Genomic DNA, 21,231 nt, shown 5'->3' with positions numbered 1-21,231 from the left:
CCCCCGCCACCGGCTATGCGCCATCGCCTGCAGGCCTTACCCTGTACGCCGTGGAAGCCAGCGCACTGCCAACCGATGAAGCCTTGATGCTGGCCTGGGCCGGTGGCGACCTGCGTGCGTTCGAAAGCCTGTATGCGCGCCATCGCAAGCGCCTGTTCGGCTTCCTGCTGCGGCAACTGCGCGACAACGCGCTGGCCGAGGAGATCTTCCAGGACGTCTGGCAGCGGGTGATCAGCGCGCGCGCCGGCTGGCAACCCGAGGCAGCGTTCAGCACCTGGCTGTTCCGCATCGCCCACAACCGCCTGAACGACCATTGGCGTGCCGCCCGTCATCGCCCGGCTGCACCGGCCGACGCCGATCTGCGCCTGGCAGCGATCGAGGATGGGCAGACCCCGGAAGGCGAGCTTTCCGAATTCGAACAACGTCGCCGCATCCAGCTGGCGATGGAACAACTGCCGCCCGAGCAGCGCGAAGTGCTGCAGCTGCGGCTGGATCAGGAACTGAGCCTGGAGGAGATCGGCCAGATCACCGGCGTGGGCCGGGAAACCGTGAAATCGCGGCTGCGCTATGCGATGGACAAGCTGCGTGCGGGACTGAACGCATGAACCGAGACGAACCCCTGACGCCGGAAGAACGCGAGCTGGCCCGGCTGCTCGGCCGTCGCGCCGAGCAGGCTCCGCCCGCTGCGCTGGATGCTGCCATCCTGGCTGCGGCCCGCGCTGCCGTAGACCCGCCGGCGGCCGATGCGGTCGCCTCTCCCGAGGCGCCGCGCACGCAGCGCACCCGCCCGCGTTGGCCGGCGGTGTTCGGCATCGCCGCCTCGATGGTATTCGCCATCGGTATCGCCTGGCAGCTGCGTCCGGAACCGCCGCCGATTCCGGCCGGCGAAACGCAGGTCGCCGCCGCGCCTGCCGCTGACGACGCCGTGGCCGACCAGACCGCCGAAGGCAATGCCGCCGAGACTGCGATGGCTCCGGCTCCGCCCGCACCAGAGGCGGCGCCACTCGCCGCACCTCAGTCGGTGCCCCCCGCCGCTTCCCAGGCGGCGCCCGCCGCCGCCCGCGCCCCGGTGCCAGCCCCGGCAGCGCCTGCTGAAGCGCCGGCTCCCGCCCCGGTGAAGGCAGCGGCGGCACGCGCACGCGTCGCAGAGCCTGTCGCCGATACCGCCTTCGCAGCGTTGCCACCACCTCCGCCGTCAGCGGCGCCTGTGGCACCGGTTGCCTACGCCGCACCCGCTCCGGCATCCGCACCGGCTCCGGTCGGCGCCATGCAGGCGCGCAGCGCTGCGCCAACCGCAGCCAGCACAGCCGACGCCGAACCGGCTCCGGCACTCGATCGGGTCCAGGTCACTTCCAGCAAGCGCGTTGCCACCAACCGCTCGGCACCCGGCGTCATGCGTCGCGGCAGCGAAGCCGGACTGAGTGCGGACACGGTGCAGGCCGAAGTAGACGCCGACGCGCGCCTGCCGCGCCGGCAATGGCTGCAGAAGATCCGCGAGCGCCGTGACCAGGACCAGCGCGACCTCGCCCGCGCCAGCCTGGAGCGCTACATACAGCAGTATCCGGAAGCGCGCCTGCCCCGCGACCTGCGCCCGCTGCTGGACGACTGAAACGGACGGGGATACCCGGCAACCCCGTAGAATGACGGGAATGCTCGATACCCTCGCCCAGCCCGTCAGCCACACGCTGGAAGTCAAACACAGCCGCTTCATCGCCCATGCCGCGCCGATCGACGGCGCCCCCGCAGCGCTGGCGTTCCTGCAACAGGTTGCCGTGGCCGACGCCACGCACAACTGCTGGGCCTACCGGCATGGCCAGGACTACCGCTCCAGCGATGATGGCGAGCCGGCAGGCACCGCCGGGCGGCCGATCCTGGCCGCGATCGACGGGCAGGGGTTCGACCGGGTGATGGTGGTGGTGACGCGCTGGTTCGGTGGCATCAAGCTCGGGGCCGGCGGCCTGGTCCGGGCGTACGGCGGCGCCGCCGCAGAATGCCTGCGCACCGCACCGCGGCTGGCGCTGGTCGCCATGGCACGGCTACAGCTGCAGGCCGGCTTCGAAGATCTGGGTACCCTGCATGCGGCCCTGCCGGCATTCGGCGCGGAGAAGCGCGATGAACAGTTCGACGCGAACGGGGTGCGCCTGCGCGTTGAATTGCCGGCCGATCAGGTCGGCGCATTGAAAATCCGCCTGCGCGACGCCACTCGTGACCGTATCCGCATAGAAGACGACCACCAGGATGACTGACAAGGACGGCGCCCTCGCCTCGCCCCCGCCGCTGCGCCGCCTCGGCAGCCTGCGCACGCTATGGCCGTTCGTGCGCCGCCACAGTGGCCTGTTCACCGCCTGGCTGCTGGCCCTGGCGGTGTCTTCGGCGGCCACGCTGAGCCTGCCGCCGGCGGTCAAGCAGATGATCGACCATGGCTTCAGCAGCGGCGGCCAGATCAACCGCGCCTTCGCCCTGCTGATGCTGGTGGCCGTGGTGCTGGCCCTGGCCACCGCCGCACGCTTCTACTTCGTGTCACTGCTGGGCGAAAAGGTCGTGGCTGACCTGCGCAGCCGCCTGTACGCCCACCTGATCCAGCTCGGTGCCGGGTTCCATGACCGCAGCCGCAGCGGCGAGCTGGTCTCGCGCCTGACCGCCGACAGTGAACTGCTGCGCAGCGTGGTCGGCTCGACCATGTCGGTGGCATTGCGCAGCAGCGTTACGGTGGTTGGCAGCCTGGCGATGCTGTTCGTCACCAGCCCACGGCTGGCGGCGTGGTCGCTGCTGGGCATCCCGCTTGCGGTCCTGCCGATCATCATCGGTGCGCGCAAGCTGCGCACTGTCGCGCGCAGCAGCCAGGACCGCATCGCCGATGCCAACAGCCTGGCCAGCGAGACCCTGGGCGCCGTACGGACGGTGCAGGCGCATGCACGCGAGCCCTACGAGCGCGGCCGCTTCGATCACGCACTGGGCGATGCCATCAAGGCCGCGCGGCGCCGCATCGGTGCGCAGTCGCTGGTCACCGCCAGCGCCATCCTGCTGGTGTTCGGCGCCATCGTCGGCGTGCTGTGGCTGGGTGCGCACGATGTCATCGACGGTCGCCTCAGCGCAGGCACCCTGGGCCAGTTCGTGCTGTATGCACTGATCGGCGGTGGCTCGGTCGGTGCGCTGGCCGAAGTCTGGAACGAACTGCAGCGCGCGGCCGGCGGCATGGGCCGCATCGGCGAACTGCTGCAGGAAGACATCGAGATCCGCGCGCCGGCGCAGCCGCACGTGCTGCCGCAGCCGCTGCGTGGCGAGATCCAGTTCGACGACGTGGTGTTCCACTATCCGCAGCGCCCGGACCAGGCCGCGCTGGACCATTTCAACCTGCATGTCCGCCCGGGTGAGACCGTGGCTTTGGTCGGCCCGTCGGGCGCAGGCAAGAGCACGGTGCTGTCGATGCTGCTGCGCTTCCACGATCCGGCCGGTGGCCGCATCTGCGTGGATGGCATCGACGTGCGCCAGGTCGACCCGGCCGAACTGCGCGCGCAGCTGGCGCTGGTGCCGCAACAGCCGACGCTGTTCGCGGCCAGTGCACGCGACAACATCCGCTATGGCCGCCTGCAGGCCAGCGACAGCGAGGTCGAGGCTGCCGCACGCGCCGCCGAGGCGGACGGCTTCCTGCGCGCGTTGCCGCAGGGCTATGACAGTGAGCTGGGCGAGCGTGGCGCCCGCTTGTCCGGCGGCCAGCAGCAGCGTGTGGCGATTGCCCGCGCACTGCTGAAGGACGCACCGATCCTGTTGCTGGACGAAGCCACCAGCGCGCTGGACGCACAGAGCGAGCATGGCGTGCAGCAGGCCCTGGAGCGCTTGATGGCGGGCCGCACCACGCTGGTGATCGCGCACCGCCTGGCCACCGTACTCAAGGCCGACCGTATCGTGGTGATGGACCAGGGCCGCATCGTGGCGGAAGGGACGCACGCACAGCTGCTGGCCGAAGGCGGCCTGTACGCTGAACTGGCACGACTGCAGTTCATCGATTGATGACGGCCGGCTAACATCGGCGGAGTGAAGCTGGCACCGCATCAACAGCATCCGCTGAAGGAGGTGCAGGATGTCGTTCCGTCAGTTTCCCGCCGTCGACAGCAACGGTGAAAGCCACATCATCATCGAGTTCAAGCCCGAGTCGAATGGCAGCGGGCACCACTCCGAAGCCACGCCCCGTTACGAGCTCGATGACGGTCGATTGCTGGTGCGCAATGGCCGCGAATTCACCACCAGCGGTGGTGAGCTGAGGCTGACGATCTGAGGTGCGCCGGGCATGGCCCGGCGCGACCGGATTTCGCATCGCCCTGCTTTGGCAGGTGCCGACCTTGGTCGGCACGCGTTTCGCCAAAAGCAGTCGAGCATGGCTCGACGCTACAAGAAAGCGTGGTCAATTTTTGACCAGCCATCTTGACAGCCTTGGCTGCCAAGGGCTGCGCGCGGTTATCCACATGTTTGCGCAGAAGCCATCCACACCGCCTGTGGATGAATGCGATCAGCCGAGCACGCGCCCGATGCCGCTGGCGTCCACTTCGGCCGCCGCCACGGTGATCGCTGCAGGGTCGCTGCCCGCAACGAAACCGATGCGGAAATGGACTTCGCCGCCGGGGGTGCGCGAGGAGTGGATCGAAGCCAGGCTGATGCGATGCTGCTCGAACACGTTCAGCAGTTCGCGCAACGACCCCGGCCGGTCTTCCGGCAGGTGCACCGACAGCGCGTTGCGCTCGGTCAGGTCTGCCAGCAGATAGCCCACGCGTTCGAAGGTGTAGTTGCCCTCGGCCAGCGCCTGCTCGCCGAACGCGCTGCGATTGGCCGACAACAGCTGCTCACGGAATGCACTGCGTGCAGTGTCGTCGCCCTGCCCGACCTGGGCCTGCAGGGCCTGAAGTTGGGCGACCAAGCGCTCCAGCATCGGCGCAACGTACGGGTTGCCGAACTGGATGTCCTCATAGATTGCCGGGTTCAACGACAGGATGCGCGAGATGATTGCGGTATCCAGTTCGAACGACGCCGAGCGGTACGGCATCATCGCAGCCAGGTCGCCCAGCTGCGGCTGGTACTGGCGCAGCACGCCGGCCTGGGCCAGATGGGTGGCGTGCACCATCGCCTGCACCAGCGCCATCATCTGGTCGTGGTGCTGCGGGGTGGCGCGCACGCACTCGGCCTGCAGCGTCGCGCACAACGCATCGACCCAGGGTTGCCAGTGCTTCAGCCGTGCTTCGCAGACCACCATTACCCGGCCCTTCAGGGTGGGTGCCTTGGGCGGCGCGGTCATCGGGTGCAGCCCGACCACCTCGGCCTGCGAGGCCAGCATCGCCTGCACCGGCGCCTCTTTCACCGAGGTCACGTCCAGCCACAGGCGATCGCGCTCGCGGCCTGCGGACTGCCGCACGTATTCGGCGATCAACGCGGGCGTATGCCGGATCGGCGCCGAGAACACCAGCACGTCGGCCAGCGCCAACAGGTGTTCCGGCGTATGCGAGTCCGGATCGGCCGGATCGTGGCCGATCACCTGCAGCTGCATGTGCTGCTGGAAGAAGCGGCTCAACCAGCGCCCGTAGGCGCCGGCGCTTCCGACGATGCCGACCGTGCGCGGCGTGCGTTCGAGCAGGACGCTCATGCCACGCGTTCGGCGCGGAAGCGTGCGCCATCGGCCAGGGCAGCGGGTGCTGCGACGATCACGTCGAACTCTTCGAAACCGTTGTCCAGGGTCGCTTCCAATGCCGCATGGGTACCGGCGATGGCGTGCGAGATCGCCTGCTGCATCGATTCACCGCGCAGCAGGAACGACACCACCAGCGACATCAACACATCGCCAGTGCCGGCCACGTCCACCGGCAGCAGCGGTGAGGTCCAGCGCCAGGTTTCCTCGCGGCCAACGGCCAGGGTCACCAGTTCACCCGGGTTGCCGCCCACGCTGTGCGCGATCACCCAGTGCGGACCACGGTCCAGCAGCGTGCGTGCGGCGGCGATGGCATCGGCTTCGGCCAACGCAGGCATGCCGGTAAGGCGATTGAGTTCGAATGCATTCGGCGTGACCAGCCAGGCATGCGGCAGCAGGCGCTCGGCGAAGATCGCTTCCAGGCCCGGCTCCACATAGGGGCCGGTGTGCGTGTCACCAATCACCGGATCCAGGCAGTAACGCAGCTGCGGGCAGGTCGGCAGGATCTCGTCCAGCCAGTCGGCGAAGGCAGCACCGTTGGCGGTGCTGCCGAAATAGCCGGACACCAGCATCTTCGCCCGCTGCGGCAGGCCGCGCTCGTGGGTGCCCAGCAGCAGGTCGGCGAACCAGTCGGCGGGCAGCACGCGACCGCGCGTGGTGTCGTAGAACGGCGCATTGCTGAGCAGCACGGTCGGAATTTCGGCTACGCGCACGCCGAGTGCGCGCATCGGCGGTACGGCGGCGCTGTTCCCGGCATGGCCGTAGACAAGTTGCGACTGGACCGAGATGACATCGATCGGCGACGGGCCGTCGGGCCGCAGGCGGCGGCCGTGGACCAGGTGGTTATCAAGGGATTCGCTCATGACCGCATTCTACGCCCAAGGGGGTTTTCGGCAGGGCTTGCAGCCCTGCACCTGCTCAATGCAACGGCAACGGCAAAAGCCAAAGCGGGCTATCCGTGGGATGGCGGGGCGGTGTCGGAATGCGGGGACGCCGTGAACCCGTCCTTGGGGGCTTGGCAGCCGCATCCATGCGGCTGACACCCCGCACTCCGACACCGCCCCACCTCTGACAGGTTCACGCGGCTGTTGGTGGGTGCCGACCGTTGGTCGGCACATCTGTCGGATACCGAATGAATTCATCCACGCATGGCGTGGCTCTACTGGCAACTGCGGCTGTTGGTAGGTGTCGACCGTTGGTCGACACGTCTGTCAAATATCGATATCCGACCTTGTGCCGACCAACGGTCGGCACCCACCAAAGCAGAACGCTGCCCGACAGATCGCGGCCAACTGTCGAAGGCGGGGTGGGTCCGGTTGAGGGGGCGTGAGCGCCATGGATGGCGCGACCGAGCTTACATGGACGTACTTGCAGCGTCCCCCTCAACCGGACCCACCCCGCCAACCCACGGATAGCCAGCTTCTGCTGTTGACGTTGACGTTGCTTCGGCAGGTGCAGGGCTGCAAGCCCTGCAAACCAAACCCCCTCAGTGAGCAGCAGGCCGCGACGGCGGCAGCCACGCCGCCACGATGCCCAGCAGCGGCAGGAACGCGGTCAGCTGGTAGACGTACTCAATGCTGGTCTTGTCCGCCAGCAGGCCTAGCACGGCAGCACCCAGACCACCCATGCCGAACGCAAAGCCGAAGAACAGGCCGGACACCATGCCGATGCGGTGCGGCATCATCTCCTGCGCATAGACCACGATCGCCGAAAACGCCGAGGACAGAACGAAACCGATCAGTACCGCCAGCACCGTGGTCCAGAACAGGTCGGCGTGCGGCAGCATCAGTGCGAACGGCGCCACGCCCAGGATCGAGGTCCAGATGATCGGCTTGCGGCCGATGCGGTCTCCCAGCGGGCCACCGAGGAAGCCGCCGGCGGCGGACGCCACCAGGAACGCGAACAGATGCAGCTGCGCCTGCGCGACCGGAATGCCGAAGTGGTGGATCAGGTAGAAGGTGAAGTAGCTGCCGATGCTGGCCATGTAGAAGTACTTGCTGAAGATCAGCACCAGCAGGATCGCCAGCACCTTGGCCACGGTGCGCGGCGGATGGCGTGGAGCCATCGAGGCGGTGCTGGCCGGGCGCGGGGTGCCCAGGTGCAGCGCGTACCAGCGGCCGACATAGGTCAGCAATGCGATGCCGATCAGGGCGGCGCCGGCAAACCACGAGGCGGCATGCTGGCCATACGGCACGATCACCGCCGCTGCAATCAGCGGGCCCAGCGCGGTACCGAAGTTGCCGCCGACCTGGAACACCGACTGCGCGAAGCCATGGCGGCCCCCCGAGGCCAGCCGCGCGATGCGCGAGGCTTCCGGATGGAAGATGGCCGAACCAATGCCGACCATCGCCGCCGCCATCAGCACCACCGCGTAGTTCGGTGCGAAGCCGAGCAGCAGCATGCCGCACAGGGTCGAGGCCATGCCGATCGGCAGCGAGTACGGCGCCGGACGGCGGTCGGTGGCCATGCCGATCAACGGCTGGAAGATCGAGGCGGTGAGCTGGTAGGTCAGCGTGATCAGGCCGATCTGGGTGAAGCTCAGGTTGAAGCCGCCCTTGATCACTGGATAGATGGCCAGGATCAGCGACTGCATCATGTCGTTGACGACATGCGAGGTGGAGATGGCGGCCAGCACGCCGGGGGCCACCGGGCGTGAGGTCGTTGCGGGAGAAGCCAGAGTCGACATGGACACAGTCAGGTTGGGGGCGAGCCACGCATGCTACGGTGACCTCCCCCTCCCTTCTGCCGCGTTCGGGTCATGGCATATCGCAAAAAGGACACCCCCTGCCCGGTCCGCGAGACTGCACCCTGGAACGAAGTTCCGGTACACCGCCCGGTGACCTGCCGCGCCCGCCACTACAAGCCCGGCACCCACATCGCGCCCCACCGGCATCGCCGTCACCAGCTGGTGTTCGCCATGTCCGGACTGATGGTGGTGCGTGCAGACGGCGGCCACTGGGTGGTGCCCTCGACCCGCGCGATCTGGGTACCGGCCGGCATGGCGCACGCAGTGGACTGCATCGCCGAAGTACACATGCGCAGCCTGTACGTGGAACCGGACTTCGCGCCGCAGCTGCCGGACGAGGCGTTCGCGGTACAGGTAGCGCCGCTGCTGCGCGAGCTGCTGCTGGCCGCCAGCCTGATCGAGACCGTGCATGTGGACGATAGCCGCGACGGCCGCCTGGTGCGCCTGCTGCTGGACGAACTGCACCGCATGGACGTGCTGCCGCTGCACCTGCCCTCGCCCACCGACCCGCGCCTGCAGCGGATCTGCCAGCACATCCAGAAGCACCCCGGTGACGATGCCACCCTGCAGGACTGGGCGCAGGCACTGCAGGTGGACGTGAAAACCATCCAGCGCCACTTCGCCAGCGAGCTGGGCATGACTTTCGGGCAGTGGCGGCAACAGGCGCGACTGCTGGCCGCGATGGAACGGCTGGCAGTCGGCGACAAGGTCATCGATGTCGCGCTGGCGATGGGGTATGACAGCCCCAGCGCGTTCACCAGCATGTTCAAACGGCAGCTGGGGCAAACGCCGGCGGCGTTTTTCCGGTGAGCATTCCCCGGTAGCGCCGGGCCACGCTGGCAGAATGCAGCCGCGCCCGCAAACGAAAACGCCGGGCATCGCCCGGCGCTACCGTTCAACGCTTCCGTTGAAAACTCAGGACGTCATCCGGTCCCAGAAGCCCTTTACGCCATCCATGAAGGTGGCCGACTTCGGCGAATGCTTGCGCGCTTCCTCACCGACGAAGGTGGCTTCGAACTGCTCCAGCAGCTTGCGCTGCTCGTTGGTGAGGTTGACCGGGGTCTCCACCACCACGCGGCAGTACAGGTCGCCCTCGCTGCGGCTGCGCACCGAACGTACGCCCTTGCCACGCAGGCGGAACAGCTTGCCGGTCTGGGTCTCGGCCGGGATGCGGATTTCCGCTTCGCCGCCGAGGGTGGCCACGCGCACGGTGTCACCCAGTGCCGCCTGCGAGATGCGGATCGGCACTTCGCAGTGCAGGTCGTCACCATCGCGCTGGAAGATCGCATGCTCGCGCACGCGCACTTCCACGTACAGGTCACCCGGCGGCGTACCGGCCGGGCCGGCCTCGCCCTCGCCCTGCAGGCGGATGCGGTCACCAGTATCGACGCCCGCAGGCACCTTCACCGACAGCACCTTGTCTTCCTCGACACGGCCGTTGCCGTGACAGGTCTTGCAGGGCTTGGCGATGATCTGGCCACGGCCGCCGCAGTTGTGGCAGGCCTGCTGCATGGCGAAGATGCCGCGCTGGATGCGCACCTGGCCGCGGCCATGACAGACGTTGCAGGTCTCGACCTTGCCGTCTTCCGAGCCACTGCCATCGCAGTCGCCGCACTCGGCCAGGGTCGGGATCTCGATCCGGCGCTCGACGCCGCGCACGGCTTCTTCCAGGTCCAGCTCCATCACGTAGCCGATGTCGGCACCGCGACGGGCCTGGCGCGGACCACCGCCGCCACCGCCAAAAATGTTGCCGAAGATATCGCCGAAGATATCGTTCATGTCCGGGCCGCCCGGACCGCCACCACCACCCATGCCGTGCTCGAACGCAGCGTGGCCGTGGCTGTCGTACATGCGGCGCTTGTTGCCGTCGGACAGCACTTCGTAGGCTTCCTTGCACTCCTTGAAGGAGGCTTCGGCCGCCGCATCACCCGGGTTGCGGTCCGGGTGGAACTTCATCGCGCAGCGACGGTAGGCCTTCTTCAGCTCTTCGTCGGTGGCGGTGCGGGCAACGCCCAGCACTTCGTAGTAATCGCGCTTGCTCATATCGTGGATCTGGTTCCGGAAAGTCGGGATTCGTCAAAGCGGAAGAGCGGAACCAGGTCCGCTCTTGCGTCGGGCGCCCCGACACGCCGGTGGGCGGTCAGGACCCTGATGCGACAACGGGACGCTGGTTGCCAGCGTCCCGTGTCGGTCCGGATCAGGACTTCTTGTCGTCCTTGACTTCGGTGAACTCGGCGTCGACCACGTCGTCCTGCGCCTTGCCGGCATTGCCGGCATCGGCACCCGGGGCACCGCCCTGGTCGGCCGAAGCAGCGGCGAACAGCGACTGGCCAGCTTCTTCCAGTGCCTTCGACTTGGCTTCGATCTGTGCCTTGTCGTCACCCTTCATCGCGGTCTCCAGGTCGGCCAGCGCCGCCTCGACCTTGCCGATCACTTCGCCACCGACCTTGCTGCCGTGCTCGGTGATCGCGCTGCGGGTGCCGTGGATCAGGGCGTCGGCCTGGTTGCGGGCCTGCACCAGTTCCTGGAACTTCTTGTCTTCTTCGCGGTTGGCTTCCGCGTCGGCGACCATGCGTGCGATCTCTTCCTCGGACAGGCCCGAACCGGCCTTGATCTCGACCTTCTGTTCCTTGTTGGTCTTCTTGTCCTTGGCCGACACATGCAGGATGCCGTTGGCGTCGATGTCGAAGGACACTTCCACCTGCGGCAGGCCACGCGGGGCCGGCTCGATGCCGGACAGGTCGAACTTGGCCAGCGACTTGTTGAAGCGGGCCTGTTCGCGCTCACCCTGCAGCACGTGCACGGTCACGGCCGACTGGTTGTCCTCGGCGGTGGAGAACACCTGCGAGGCCTTGGTCGGGATGGTGGTGTTCTTCTCGATGATCTTGGTGAACACGCCGCCCATGGTCTCGATGCCAAGCGACAGCGGGGTCACGTCCAGCAGCAGAACGTCCTTGACGTCGCCGCCCAGCACGCCGCCCTGGATCGCAGCACCCAGTGCCACGGCTTCGTCCGGGTTGACGTCCTTGCGCGGTTCCTTGCCGAAGAACTCGGTCACCGCCTGCTGCACCTTCGGCATGCGGGTCTGGCCACCGACCAGGATCACTTCGCTGATGTCGCTCGAACGCAGGCCGGCATCGTTCAGGGCGACGCGGCACGGCTCGATCGACTTCTTGATCAGGTCTTCCACCAGCGCTTCCAGCTTGGCGCGGGTCAGCTTGATGTTCAGGTGCTTCGGACCCGACGCGTCAGCGGTGACGTACGGCAGGTTCACTTCGGTCTGCTGGGCGCTGGACAGCTCGATCTTGGCGCGCTCGGCAGCGTCCTTCAGGCGCTGCAGGGCCAGCGGATCCTTGCGCAGGTCGATGCCCTGGTCCTTGTTGAACTCTTCAACCAGGTACTCGATGACACGGTTGTCGAAGTCTTCGCCGCCCAGGAAGGTATCACCGTTGGTGGCCAGCACTTCGAACTGCTTCTCGCCGTCGACGTTGGCGATCTCGATCACCGAGACGTCGAAGGTGCCGCCGCCCAGGTCGTACACCACGATCTTGCGATCCTTGTTGTCGCCCTTGTCCAGGCCATAGGCCAGCGCGGCCGCGGTCGGCTCGTTGATGATGCGCTTGACGTCCAGGCCGGCGATGCGGCCGGCGTCCTTGGTCGCCTGGCGCTGGCTGTCATTGAAGTAGGCCGGCACGGTGATGACCGCTTCGGTGACCTTCTCACCGAGGAAGTCCTCGGCGGTCTTCTTCATCTTTTCCAGCACCTTGGCCGAGATTTCCTGCGGGGCCATCTTCTTGCCGTCGCTGGTCGACACCCAGGCGTCGCCATTGTCATGGGCCAGGATGCCGTACGGGACGTGCGCGATGTCCTTCTGCACTTCGGCGTCGGTGAACTTGCGGCCGATCAGGCGCTTCACCGCGTAGAAGGTGTTCTTCGGGTTGGTCACGGCCTGGCGCTTGGCCGAGGCGCCGACCAGGACTTCGCCGTCCTTGGTGTAGGCGACGATCGACGGGGTGGTGCGATCGCCTTCCGAATTCTCGATGACGCGGGCCTTGCCGCCGTCCATGATCGCCACGCACGAGTTGGTGGTGCCGAGGTCGATACCAATGATCTTGCCCATGGGGGAGACTCCTGAGGATGCTTGTTGGGGTCAGTCCGGCCGTTCGGCCGGTGGATGAATACGATGTGGGGGAGGCTCGTGGAACATTCAAGCCATCTCCCGAACGCTGTGTTTCCGGTCGTCCGGCGCGTTCAGCGTCGGGCCGGGTCGCGGGTCATTCCGCCTCCCGGCCCGGCAGGGTCAGTCGGCGGCCACCACCACCAGCGCCGGCCGCAGCAGGCGCTCGTTGAGCAGGTAGCCCTTCTGGAACACGGTCACCACGGTGCCGGGGGCGGCGCCCGGGGCCGGCACCTGGCTGATGGCCTGGTGGTGTTCCGGGTTGAACGGCTGGCCGGTCGGGTCCAGCAGGACCAGGCCATTGTCACCGGCAACCTTCAGCAGCTGCTTGTAGGTCAGCTCCAGGCCTTCGCGCAACGGGTGGGCGTCGTCGCCGGCAGCCTTCAGGCCAGCATCCAGGCTGTCGAATACCGGCAGCAGCTCCCCAAGCAGCTTCTCGTTGGCGAACTTGCGGGCCTGCTCGATGTCACGGGCAACGCGCTTGCGCTGGTTCTCCAGGTCGGCGCGCTCACGCAGCGCATCGGCCTTGACCTGTTCAACTTCAGCGCGCAGGCGCTCCACTTCGTCATTGACGCCGGCGGCGGCGGCCGCATCGGCGGCACTCTGCTGGGATTCGATATCTGGATGTTCGTGGTTCATGTCTGGGTCCCTGGCGGTCAATCTCCGCCTCCACCCACCCTAGTGTGGGCGGGATGCTGCGTTTCAAGCGTCGGATGTTCCCGGCGTGCGGCCGGCCGGCGAAAAGGCCGCGCCGAGCACATCGGCGGTGGCCTGGACCAGCGGGATCACACGGTCGTAGGCCATCCGCTTGGGGCCGATCACGCCCAGCACGCCCAGCACCTGGCCGTTGGCGGTGTACGGGGCGGTGACCAGCGAGACGCCCTGCAGCGGCATCATCCCGGTCTCCTCGCCGATGAAGATGCGCACGCCGGGGGCCTGGATGGTCCGTTCCAGCAGCTGCAGGATTTCGCGTTTGCTGGAGAACAGCTCGAAGAGCTCGCGCAGGCGCTCCAGGTCGGACAGGTCCTGTACCCCCATCAGGCGGGTCTGGCCGGCCACCAGCATGTCGTCGGCCGCCGGCTGCAGGGCCTGCTCGGCCAGCTCGATGCTGTGCGCCAGCAGCTGCTCCAGCTCGGAACGGGCATCGCGTAGTTCCAGCAGCAGGCGAGTGCGGATCTCGGCCATCGGCAGGCCGGCGAAATGGGCATTGAGGTAGTTGGCCACCTGCTCCAGCTGGCCCGGCGCGAACTCCTGGCGGGTCTCGATGACCCGGTTCTGCACCTCGTTGTCGGCAAACACCAGGATCGCCAGCACCCGGCGCCCGTCCAGTGCCACGAAATCGATCTGGCGGAAAGCGAACTGCTCGCGCCGCGGCGCACTGACCACGCCGACGAAGTGGCTCATCGCCGACAGCAGCTCCGAGGCGCTGCCGAGCAGGGCCTGGGTGCTGCCGCCACCGGCCAGCTCCTGGCGCAACCGGGCCAGCTCACCCTCGCCCGGCGGCTGCATCTGCAGCAGGCTGTCGACGAACACCCGGTAGCCATGCGCGGTCGGGATGCGCCCGGCCGAGGTGTGCGGCGACGCCAGCAGCCCCAGGTCTTCCAGGTCGCCGAGGATGTTGCGGATGGTGGCCGGACTGACCTCCAGGCCGGCCACGCGCGCCAGCGTCTGCGAGCCGACCGGCTCACCGTCCTGGATGTAACGCGCGATCAGCGTGCGCAGCAGATGGCGCGCACGTGGGGCAAGCTGGTCGGGAGAACCGTGCATGGAATCAACCTGTGAGACACGGACACTAGATAATGGCGGCGCATCACCTTGGCAAGTCATTGGACCTCCCTCGCCCGCGTGCTAGCGTTGCGCGGCTGCTGATACCCCCTTACCCATGCTCAGACATCTTTCGATCAAGGATTTTGCCGTCGTCCGCGCCACCGAACTGGAGTTCGGGCCAGGCATGACCGTGGTTTCAGGCGAGACCGGCGCCGGCAAGTCGCTGATGGTCGACGCGCTGGGCTTCCTGTCCGGCCTGCGCGCCGACAGCGGCGTGGTCCGCCACGGCGCCGCCCGTGCCGAGCTTTCGGCCGAGTTCGCGTTGGAGCAGCTGCAGGCCGCGCGCCAGTGGCTGGCCGACAACGAGCTGGACGACGAAGAACAATGCCAGCTGCGCCGCGTGATCCGTGCCGACGGCGGTTCGCGGGCGTGGATCAATGGCCGCCCGGTGACCCTGGCCCAGCTGGGCGACCTGGCCTCGTTGCTGGTGGAGATCCACGGCCAGCACGAACAGCAGGCCCTATTGACGCGCCCGTCGCAGCTGGCCCTGCTGGATGCCTATGCCGGCAACGAGAACGAGCGCCGCCAGGTGCGCCGCGCCGCCGCCGCGTGGCAGGCACTGGTCGATGAATCGCTGGCGCTGTCGCAACAAGGCGACGTGAGTGACAGGATAGGCTTCCTGGAACACCAGCTGCGCGAACTGGACCGTGAAGACCTGGAGCCGGAGTCGATCGCGGCACTCGGTGCCAGCCACCGTCGCCAGGCCCACGCCAGCGCCCTGCTGAGCGCCTGCCAGGCGGCCAGCAACCAGCTCAACGGCGACGACGGCAGTTCCGCACTGGACCTGCTGCAGCAGGTGCGCCACGAGCTGTCTCGCCTGATCGAACACGACCTGCGCCTGGGCGAGGTGGACGGCCTGATCGAGAACGCCTCGATCCAGCTGCACGAAGCCCTGTCGCTGCTGGACCGCGTACATGACGACCTCGACGCCGACCCGGAGCAGTTCGAGGAGAATGAGCGCCGCCTCGGCCGCCTGCACGACCTGGCCCGCAAGCACCGCGTGCCGATGGACGAGCTGGGCGCGCAGCGCGAGCGCATGCACGCCGAAGTGGAGCAGCTGCGCGGCGCCGACGAACGCCTGCAGCGCCTGGCCGGCGAGATCGACAAGGCCGCCGCCGCCTGGCGCGCACAGGCCGAAGTGCTGACCGCCAGCCGTCGCAGCGCTGCTGCCGAACTGTCGGCCACCACCACCGGCATCATCGCCGAGCTGGGCATGGGCGGCGGCCAGTTCCTGATCGAACTGGAGCCGCAGGACGCCGGCAAGCCGGACCCGCAGGGCGCCGAGCGTGTGGAGTTCCTGGTGGCGGCCAACGCCGGCCAGCCGCCGCGCGCCCTGCGCAAGGTGGCCTCGGGCGGTGAACTGTCGCGCATTTCGCTGGCCATCGAAGTGGCCGCGCTGGACCTGGATGCGGTGCCGACCATGGTGTTCGACGAGGTCGACTCCGGCATCGGCGGCGCAGTGGCGGACATCGTTGGCCAGAAGCTGCGCGCCCTCGGCGAGAAGCGGCAGGTGCTGTGCGTGACCCACCTGCCGCAGGTCGCCTCCAAGGGCCATGCCCATTACCGGGTCAGCAAGGCCCCGGTGGAAGGCATGACCCAGAGCGCGGTGGAAAAGCTGGACAGCAAGGCGCGCGAGGAGGAGCTGGCACGCATGCTGGGCGGCGTGGAAGTGAGCAAGGAAGCGCGCGCCGCCGCCCGCAAGCTGCTGCAGGTGTAACGCCTGTTCGCGGTTATCCACGCATGGCGTGGATCTACAACGCGCGCGGTAGTGCCGGCCGCTGGCCGGCACCCCGATGCGGGTGGGCGAAGATCGTGAGGTTGCCGGCCAGCGGCCGGCACTACCCCCGTGGTTGCGTCAGGTCGACGTTCTCCACCAGGAAATCCAGGAACGCGCGCACCCGCAGCGGCAGGTAGCCGCCCTGCCCCAGGAACACCGCGTGCACCTCTTCCAGGTCACCGGGATTGGCTTCCTCCAGCACCGGCAGCAGGCGTCCGGCAGCGATGTCGGCCTGCACCTGGAACGCGGCCAGCCGTGCCATGCCCAGACCACCCAGCACCAGCTGGCGCAGCGCATCGCCGTTGCTGGCACGGGCATTGCCACTGGGCAGCAGCATCCGCTCGCGTCCGTCCTGCAGCAGCGGCCAGCCCTGCATCGCACGTGCATGGCCGATGTCCAGCCGATTGTGTGACTGCAGCGCCTCGACGTCGGCCGGCAGGCCGTGGCGCTGCGCATATGCAGGTGCAACCACGATCATCATCCGCGTCGCGCCCAGCCGCCGCGCCACCAGGCTGGAGCTCTTCAGCGGACCGGCCCGCACCGCCACGTCGGTGCGCTGCTCCAGCAGGTCGATCACCTCGTCGTTGAGGGTCAGGTCCACGCCTACCTGCGGGTTGCGCTGCAGGAACGCCGGCAGCAGCGGCAACAGGAAATGCTGGCCGAACGGCACATTGGAATTGACCCGCAGGCGTCCACGCGGCTCGGCGTGAGCACTGGCACAGCGCTCGGCCTCGTCCAGGTCGGCCAGCACGCGCAGGCCGCGCTCGTAGAACGCGCAGCCCTCCGGAGTCAGCTGCAGCTGGCGGGTGGAGCGTTGCAGCAGGCGCGTACCCAACCGTTGTTCCAGCCTCGCCACCAGCTTGCTGACCGCCGACGGGGTCATCTCCAACGTTCGGGCGGCCGCGGAAAAGCCGCCGGTCTCGATCACCCGCACGAACACTTCCAGTTCGCCGGATCGGTTGATGTCGGAGCGCGCCATGGCAATGAATCCAGTTCACAGATGATTGTCCATGCGCAGTCTAGTTCACAGATGAGTGCGGAATCACCATGGCCTTCCCTCCAGCCGGGATTGCCCAATGAACCGCTTCAGCCAGCTCGCCGCCACCGCATTGATCGGCCTGTCCAGCGCCGCCAGCGCCGCCCCTGCCCCGCACTGGGTTGCCAGCTGGCAGGCCAGCCCGCAACCGGTCTGGGGAGCGGACTTCCTGTTCCCGTCATTGATACCGGCGTCGCTGCACGACCAGACCTTCCGCCAGACCGCACGCATCAGCCTGGGCGGCCCGCGCCTGCGGGTGCGGTTGAGCAATGCCCATGGCACCCGCCCGCTGCGGATCGGCGGCGCCAGCGTGGCGCCGCAGGCAGGTGCGACGCCGCAGCCGCTCCGCTTCGATGGCCGGCCCGAGGTGCTGATCGGCCCCGGCCAGGAACGGCTGAGCGACCCGCTGTCGCTGGCTGTACAGGATGGCCAGGCGCTGCAGATCAGCGTCTTTGTGCCAGCGCCGACGCCGCTGCAGACCTTTCATTGGGAGGGCCGCCAGACCAGTTGGATCGCCCCCGGCGACCAGAGCCTGGCACGCGGGCTGGACCGGGCCAGCGCCACCACGGCCCGCCTGTTCCTGACCGGTATCGAGGTCGAGGCACCGGCCAGCGCGCGCAGCGTGGTGGTGATCGGCGATTCGATCACCGACGGCGCCACCGCCAGCCTCGACCGGGACCAGCGCTGGACCGACCATCTGGCCGCGCGTCTGGCACCGCGTGGCGTGGCGGTGGTCAATGCCGGTATCTCCGGTGGCCGCCTCTTGCGCGACGGCATGGGGGAGTCCGCGCTGGTCCGTTTCCACCGCGATGCACTGGATCAGCCTGGCGTGTCCAACGTGATCGTGCTGGTTGGCATCAATGACATCAGCTGGCCCGGCACCGCCTTCGCCCTCAAGCAGGCGCGGCCCACGCTTGCCGAACTGCAGGCGGGGTATCGCGCCCTGGCCGAACAGGCCCACCACCATGGCGTTCGGATCGTGGGCGTCACGCTGACACCGTTCGCCGACGCCCTGCCCGGCACGCCGCTGGACGACTACTACCAGCCGGACAAGGATTCCCTGCGCCGCCAGCTCAATGCCTGGCTGCGCACGGACAGTCCGTTTGACGCGGTGATCGACCTGGATGCCGCGCTGCGCGACCCGGCCGATCCGTCACGGATGGCCGCTGCTTACGACTCCGGCGATCACCTGCACCCGGGCGATGCGGGCAACCGGGCGATGGCCGAAGCGGTGGATCTGGAGATCCTGCTGGGTCACAAGGGGTCGGATCCCTTTCCTGAAGGGAAAGGGCTCTGACCCCGGCAACGAAAAACCCCGGGCAGGCCCGGGGTTTCGTCGCTTATGGCTGGGCGGATCGGCTTACTTGCGCTTCTTGCGCACGTACAGCACCAGCGAGTGCTCTTCCAGCTCGTAGCCGTGGTCGGCTGCAATCTTGCGCTGCAGCTCCTCGATCTCGTGGCTTTCAAACTCGATGATCTTGCCGCTGTCCACGTCGACCATATGGTCGTGGTGGCCGCCACGGTCCAGCTCGTAGACGGCCTGGCCGCCTTCGAAATTGTGCTTGAGCACGAGGCCGGCGGCCTCGAACTGGGTCAGCACCCGGTACACCGTAGCCAGGCCGATCTCATCGCCATGCTCCAGCAGCTGGCGGTAGATGTCTTCGGCGGTCATGTGGTGCTGGGCATTGCGCTGTTCGAGCAGCGCCAGGATCCGCATCCGTGGATGGGTCACCTTCAGGCCGACTTTTCGCAGGTCGTGGGTTTCCATAGGTCTCCGTTCATTGGCGATTTAGCGCCAGCTGCCTCGGATTGGGTCGCGGTGGCACGCCGGGAGTGTATCATCGGTTTGATTTCCCCAACCGCCAGTCCCGATGCGCAATCTCCTGTTGGTCGCCGCCGTCGCCCTGTCCACCACCGGGTGCGGCATCATCTACAAGCAACCCATCTATCAGGGCAACCTGATCCGGGAAGATGCCGTGGCCAAGCTGCAGGTCGGGCAGAGCAAGCAGCAGGTCACCGCGCTGCTGGGCACCCCGTCCATTCCCGATCCGTTCCACGCCCAGCGCTGGGACTACACCTCCAGCCAGCGCGTGAACCGCCTGGGCCGCACCGAAGTGAAGAACTTCGTGGTGTTCTTCGAGAATGACACCGTGACCCGTTGGGAAGGCGATTACTTCCCGGGCAACGACAAGGCCCTGGCCCAGCAGACCGTGCGCCAGTTCGGCCGCAACCTGCCGAAGGACAAGAAGAAGAAGGGCCGCTGAGGCCCCCTGTCCGTCCCCACGGACGGGTTGCGGGCATCAACCGCCGAGCGCGCGTCGCCGGCGGTTGTCCTTTGGGTCGGCCAGCAACGGGCGTAGCAGCTCGATGCGGTCACCCTCCAGCACCACCTGCTGCGGGCGCGCCAGTACGCCATGCACGGCCGCGGCCGGGCATCGGTCACTGCCCTCCAGCGCGGCGGCGGCAATGGCATCGGCCACGGTCGCGCCCTCGTCCAGCTGCAGCCGGCGCGACAGCACGTGCTGCGGCCAGGCGAGTACCACCTCGACCTCGATCATCGCTCAGGCCTCGTCGGCGACGCGGACGAAATCATTGACCATCCGATCGGCCAGACCCTGGAAGCCGATCGCCAGGGCCGGCCCCAGCAGGCGCGAGCTGGGCTCGAATTCCAGGGTCAGGGTGACCTTGCAGGCGTCCTCGGCCAGTGCATGGAATTCCCAGCGGCCGTGCAACTGCTTGAACGGGCCATCGCGCAGCTGCATGTCGATGCTGTGCGGGCGCTGCAGGGTGTTTTCGGTCTGGAACCAGGTGCTGAACGAACCCAGGCCCAGGTCCAGGCGCGCCACCAGGCGGTCCTCGCCCTGCTCCAGGATCTGGGCAGCCGAGCACCAGCGGAAGCGGCGCGGATAGGCCTGGACATCGTTGACCAGGTCGAACATGCGCGCGGACGAATGCTCGACCAGGGCGCTGCGGCGGATAGTAGGCATGAATACAGGACGTTTCGGCAATCGACCGGGCGGGCCCGAATCGGAGACAATACGGAAATGAGCAAGAACAGCGGCAAGGATAAAGCAAAGAGCGCGACGGCCAACAAGACCATCGCGTTGAACAAGCGTGCCCGCCACGAGTACCACATCGAAGAGCGCTTCGAGGCCGGCCTGGCCCTGCAGGGCTGGGAGGTGAAGTCGATCCGCGCTGGCCGCGGCAACATCATCGATGCCTACGCCTACGTGAAGCACGGCGAGATCTTCCTGATCGGCGCCCAGATCACCCCGTTGATCCAGGCCTCCACCCACGTGGTCGCCAACGACCGGCGCGAGCGCAAGCTGCTGCTGCACCGGAGCGAGATCGACAAGCTGGTCGGCAAGGTCGAGCGCGATGGCTACACGATCGTGCCGACCGCGATGTACTGGAGCAAGAACAAGATCAAGCTCGAAGTCGCGCTGGCCAAGGGCAAGCAGACCCACGACAAGCGCGATGCCGCCAAGGATCGCGACTGGGCGATCGAGAAGCAGCGCGTGATGCGTCGCGGCAACCGCGACGCATGAACACTCCCATCGGCGCCATGGTGACCGCCAGCGCCGATGAAACGCGCACCTTGTGTGCGCGCCTGCTGGCCTTCAACAAGGCCCACGGCGGCGATGCGTTCGACGACATTCCAGTGCGCCTGGCCTGGCATGACGAGCACGGCGCGCTACGCGGCGGCGTACTGGCCGATGTCTGTGCCGGCTGGCTGCAGGTGCATGTGCTGTGGGTGGACCCGGAACTGCGCGGGCAAGGCATCGGCCAGTGCCTGCTGGCGGAAGCGGAAGCCGTTGCGCACCGCCATGGCGCCCGCAGCGTGATGCTGGACACGTTCGACTGGCAGGCCGAAGCCTTCTACCTGCGGCAGGGCTACACCGTGTACGGGCGGCTGCCCGACTGCCCGCCCGGTCACGAGCGGATCTACCTGCGCAAGGCGTTGCCAGGTTCCCGGCCGCAGCGGCTGTAGACG

At 67.6% G+C, this 21,231-nt stretch carries 22 protein-coding genes; 11 read left to right on the top strand and 11 right to left on the bottom strand.

From position 1 onward, the window contains the following. The first annotated feature begins 86 nt into the window (after positions 1–86). The 5 genes from EZ304_RS18055 (at position 87) to EZ304_RS18035 (ending at position 4,276) form a co-directional block, all read left to right on the top strand. Positions 87–605, top strand: a complete 519-nt coding sequence (locus EZ304_RS18055; protein ID WP_229301621.1) for an RNA polymerase sigma factor — start codon at positions 87–89, stop codon at positions 603–605. Further along, positions 602–1,609 (top strand): hypothetical protein, encoded by a 1,008-nt coding sequence (locus EZ304_RS18050; protein WP_142807766.1) that lies wholly within the window; start codon positions 602–604, stop codon positions 1,607–1,609. Before EZ304_RS18055 ends, EZ304_RS18050 begins: the two co-directional genes overlap by 4 nt. A gap of 40 nt (positions 1,610–1,649) precedes the next feature. Next, positions 1,650–2,246 carry an IMPACT family protein gene (locus tag EZ304_RS18045; protein WP_142807765.1) on the top strand — a complete coding sequence of 199 codons (597 nt, stop codon included), beginning with the start codon at positions 1,650–1,652 and terminating at the stop codon, positions 2,244–2,246. Continuing rightward, positions 2,239–4,011, top strand: coding sequence for an ABC transporter transmembrane domain-containing protein (locus EZ304_RS18040; RefSeq protein ID WP_142807764.1), 1,773 nt, complete (start codon positions 2,239–2,241; stop codon positions 4,009–4,011). The genes EZ304_RS18045 and EZ304_RS18040 overlap by 8 nt, the downstream gene beginning before the upstream one ends. A gap of 70 nt (positions 4,012–4,081) precedes the next feature. Next, a complete protein-coding gene (locus tag EZ304_RS18035; RefSeq protein ID WP_142807763.1) occupies positions 4,082–4,276 on the top strand; it encodes a hypothetical protein in 195 nt (64 codons plus the stop codon). A 231-nt stretch (positions 4,277–4,507) separates the two neighbouring features. Here EZ304_RS18035 and EZ304_RS18030 read toward each other — a convergent pair whose 3' ends face one another. From EZ304_RS18030 to EZ304_RS18010, 3 genes are all read right to left on the bottom strand, one after another. Beyond that, positions 4,508–5,632, bottom strand: a complete 1,125-nt coding sequence (locus tag EZ304_RS18030; protein ID WP_142807762.1) for a prephenate dehydrogenase — start codon at positions 5,630–5,632, stop codon at positions 4,508–4,510. Beyond that, a complete protein-coding gene (gene pdxY, locus EZ304_RS18025) occupies positions 5,629–6,537 on the bottom strand; it encodes a pyridoxal kinase (protein WP_142807761.1) in 909 nt (302 codons plus the stop codon). Before pdxY ends, EZ304_RS18030 begins: the two co-directional genes overlap by 4 nt. Before the next feature lie 623 nt (positions 6,538–7,160). Next, complete coding sequence (locus tag EZ304_RS18010; protein ID WP_142807759.1) at positions 7,161–8,360, bottom strand: MFS transporter; 1,200 nt, start codon at positions 8,358–8,360, stop codon at positions 7,161–7,163. 72 nt (positions 8,361–8,432) lie between these two features. Between EZ304_RS18010 and EZ304_RS18005 the strand changes: the two genes are divergently transcribed. Next, complete coding sequence (locus tag EZ304_RS18005) at positions 8,433–9,230, top strand: AraC family transcriptional regulator (protein ID WP_142807758.1); 798 nt, start codon at positions 8,433–8,435, stop codon at positions 9,228–9,230. Between the two features lie 105 nt (positions 9,231–9,335). On the opposite strand, the gene dnaJ is transcribed toward EZ304_RS18005, so the two are convergent. The 4 genes from dnaJ to hrcA all read right to left on the bottom strand — a co-directional run bounded on the left by dnaJ (position 9,336) and on the right by hrcA (position 14,364). After that, positions 9,336–10,463, bottom strand: a complete 1,128-nt coding sequence (gene dnaJ / locus EZ304_RS18000; RefSeq protein ID WP_099551177.1) for a molecular chaperone DnaJ — start codon at positions 10,461–10,463, stop codon at positions 9,336–9,338. Positions 10,464–10,617: 154 nt separating this feature from the next. Continuing rightward, positions 10,618–12,540 (bottom strand): molecular chaperone DnaK, encoded by a 1,923-nt coding sequence (gene dnaK, locus EZ304_RS17995; RefSeq protein WP_099551178.1) that lies wholly within the window; start codon positions 12,538–12,540, stop codon positions 10,618–10,620. Between the two features lie 180 nt (positions 12,541–12,720). Continuing rightward, the gene (grpE, locus tag EZ304_RS17990; protein WP_099551179.1) at positions 12,721–13,236 is read right to left on the bottom strand and encodes a nucleotide exchange factor GrpE; all 516 of its coding nucleotides are present in this window, start codon (positions 13,234–13,236) and stop codon (positions 12,721–12,723) included. Between the two features lie 63 nt (positions 13,237–13,299). Next, on the bottom strand, positions 13,300–14,364 hold the full coding sequence (hrcA, locus tag EZ304_RS17985) for a heat-inducible transcriptional repressor HrcA (protein WP_049416920.1): 1,065 nt from the start codon (positions 14,362–14,364) through the stop codon (positions 13,300–13,302). Between the two features lie 115 nt (positions 14,365–14,479). Here hrcA and recN point away from each other — a divergent pair, with 115 nt between their 5' ends. After that, on the top strand, positions 14,480–16,141 hold the full coding sequence (gene recN, locus EZ304_RS17980) for a DNA repair protein RecN (RefSeq protein ID WP_142807757.1): 1,662 nt from the start codon (positions 14,480–14,482) through the stop codon (positions 16,139–16,141). A gap of 121 nt (positions 16,142–16,262) precedes the next feature. Here recN and EZ304_RS17975 read toward each other — a convergent pair whose 3' ends face one another. Then, on the bottom strand, positions 16,263–17,180 hold the full coding sequence (locus EZ304_RS17975) for a LysR family transcriptional regulator (RefSeq protein WP_142807756.1): 918 nt from the start codon (positions 17,178–17,180) through the stop codon (positions 16,263–16,265). 97 nt (positions 17,181–17,277) lie between these two features. Between EZ304_RS17975 and EZ304_RS17970 the strand changes: the two genes are divergently transcribed. Further along, a complete protein-coding gene (locus tag EZ304_RS17970) occupies positions 17,278–18,534 on the top strand; it encodes an SGNH/GDSL hydrolase family protein (RefSeq protein WP_142807755.1) in 1,257 nt (418 codons plus the stop codon). Between the two features lie 63 nt (positions 18,535–18,597). Here the strand turns inward: EZ304_RS17970 and fur are convergent, their stop codons facing one another. After that, complete coding sequence (gene fur, locus EZ304_RS17965) at positions 18,598–19,005, bottom strand: ferric iron uptake transcriptional regulator (protein ID WP_005409235.1); 408 nt, start codon at positions 19,003–19,005, stop codon at positions 18,598–18,600. A gap of 103 nt (positions 19,006–19,108) precedes the next feature. On the opposite strand from fur, the gene EZ304_RS17960 reads away from it, so the two are divergent. Continuing rightward, positions 19,109–19,501: an outer membrane protein assembly factor BamE gene (locus EZ304_RS17960; protein WP_005409234.1), complete on the top strand. Its 393-nt coding sequence runs from the start codon at positions 19,109–19,111 to the stop codon at positions 19,499–19,501. Between the two features lie 36 nt (positions 19,502–19,537). On the opposite strand, the gene EZ304_RS17955 is transcribed toward EZ304_RS17960, so the two are convergent. Both EZ304_RS17955 and EZ304_RS17950 read right to left on the bottom strand, forming a co-directional pair. Beyond that, the gene (locus EZ304_RS17955) at positions 19,538–19,795 is read right to left on the bottom strand and encodes an RnfH family protein (RefSeq protein ID WP_142807754.1); all 258 of its coding nucleotides are present in this window, start codon (positions 19,793–19,795) and stop codon (positions 19,538–19,540) included. A 3-nt stretch (positions 19,796–19,798) separates the two neighbouring features. After that, positions 19,799–20,224, bottom strand: coding sequence for a type II toxin-antitoxin system RatA family toxin (locus EZ304_RS17950; protein WP_005409232.1), 426 nt, complete (start codon positions 20,222–20,224; stop codon positions 19,799–19,801). Between the two features lie 57 nt (positions 20,225–20,281). Here EZ304_RS17950 and smpB point away from each other — a divergent pair, with 57 nt between their 5' ends. After that, positions 20,282–20,785, top strand: a complete 504-nt coding sequence (gene smpB, locus EZ304_RS17945) for an SsrA-binding protein SmpB (protein WP_005409231.1) — start codon at positions 20,282–20,284, stop codon at positions 20,783–20,785. Continuing rightward, entirely contained in the window at positions 20,782–21,228 is a 447-nt protein-coding gene (locus tag EZ304_RS17940; protein ID WP_142807753.1) for a GNAT family N-acetyltransferase, read from the top strand. Before smpB ends, EZ304_RS17940 begins: the two co-directional genes overlap by 4 nt. Positions 21,229–21,231 lie beyond the last annotated feature (3 nt).

Origin of the sequence: Stenotrophomonas maltophilia (assembly GCF_006974125.1) — a bacterium.
Classification (GTDB): domain Bacteria; phylum Pseudomonadota; class Gammaproteobacteria; order Xanthomonadales; family Xanthomonadaceae; genus Stenotrophomonas; species Stenotrophomonas maltophilia_O.
This window is presented reverse-complemented; position numbering and strand designations above follow the sequence as displayed.

Bases quoted from the DNA above. Each gene is read 5' to 3' on its own strand.
- EZ304_RS18045 (WP_142807765.1), top strand. From the start codon at position 1,650: ATGCTCGATACCCTCGCCCAGCCCGTCAGCCACACGCTGGAAGTCAAA.
- EZ304_RS18005 (WP_142807758.1), top strand. From the start codon at position 8,433: ATGGCATATCGCAAAAAGGACACCCCCTGCCCGGTCCGCGAGACTGCA.
- EZ304_RS17970 (WP_142807755.1), top strand. From the start codon at position 17,278: ATGAACCGCTTCAGCCAGCTCGCCGCCACCGCATTGATCGGCCTGTCC.
- pdxY (WP_142807761.1), bottom strand. From the start codon at position 6,537: ATGAGCGAATCCCTTGATAACCACCTGGTCCACGGCCGCCGCCTGCGG.
- EZ304_RS18055 (WP_229301621.1), top strand. From the start codon at position 87: ATGCTGGCCTGGGCCGGTGGCGACCTGCGTGCGTTCGAAAGCCTGTAT.
- EZ304_RS18040 (WP_142807764.1), top strand. From the start codon at position 2,239: ATGACTGACAAGGACGGCGCCCTCGCCTCGCCCCCGCCGCTGCGCCGC.
- EZ304_RS17940 (WP_142807753.1), top strand. From the start codon at position 20,782: ATGAACACTCCCATCGGCGCCATGGTGACCGCCAGCGCCGATGAAACG.
- hrcA (WP_049416920.1), bottom strand. From the start codon at position 14,364: ATGCACGGTTCTCCCGACCAGCTTGCCCCACGTGCGCGCCATCTGCTG.
- smpB (WP_005409231.1), top strand. From the start codon at position 20,282: ATGAGCAAGAACAGCGGCAAGGATAAAGCAAAGAGCGCGACGGCCAAC.
- EZ304_RS17955 (WP_142807754.1), bottom strand. From the start codon at position 19,795: ATGATCGAGGTCGAGGTGGTACTCGCCTGGCCGCAGCACGTGCTGTCG.
- EZ304_RS17960 (WP_005409234.1), top strand. From the start codon at position 19,109: ATGCGCAATCTCCTGTTGGTCGCCGCCGTCGCCCTGTCCACCACCGGG.
- grpE (WP_099551179.1), bottom strand. From the start codon at position 13,236: ATGAACCACGAACATCCAGATATCGAATCCCAGCAGAGTGCCGCCGAT.
- dnaJ (WP_099551177.1), bottom strand. From the start codon at position 10,463: ATGAGCAAGCGCGATTACTACGAAGTGCTGGGCGTTGCCCGCACCGCC.
- EZ304_RS18030 (WP_142807762.1), bottom strand. From the start codon at position 5,632: ATGAGCGTCCTGCTCGAACGCACGCCGCGCACGGTCGGCATCGTCGGA.
- EZ304_RS17950 (WP_005409232.1), bottom strand. From the start codon at position 20,224: ATGCCTACTATCCGCCGCAGCGCCCTGGTCGAGCATTCGTCCGCGCGC.
- dnaK (WP_099551178.1), bottom strand. From the start codon at position 12,540: ATGGGCAAGATCATTGGTATCGACCTCGGCACCACCAACTCGTGCGTG.
- EZ304_RS18050 (WP_142807766.1), top strand. From the start codon at position 602: ATGAACCGAGACGAACCCCTGACGCCGGAAGAACGCGAGCTGGCCCGG.
- recN (WP_142807757.1), top strand. From the start codon at position 14,480: ATGCTCAGACATCTTTCGATCAAGGATTTTGCCGTCGTCCGCGCCACC.
- fur (WP_005409235.1), bottom strand. From the start codon at position 19,005: ATGGAAACCCACGACCTGCGAAAAGTCGGCCTGAAGGTGACCCATCCA.
- EZ304_RS17975 (WP_142807756.1), bottom strand. From the start codon at position 17,180: ATGGCGCGCTCCGACATCAACCGATCCGGCGAACTGGAAGTGTTCGTG.
- EZ304_RS18035 (WP_142807763.1), top strand. From the start codon at position 4,082: ATGTCGTTCCGTCAGTTTCCCGCCGTCGACAGCAACGGTGAAAGCCAC.
- EZ304_RS18010 (WP_142807759.1), bottom strand. From the start codon at position 8,360: ATGTCGACTCTGGCTTCTCCCGCAACGACCTCACGCCCGGTGGCCCCC.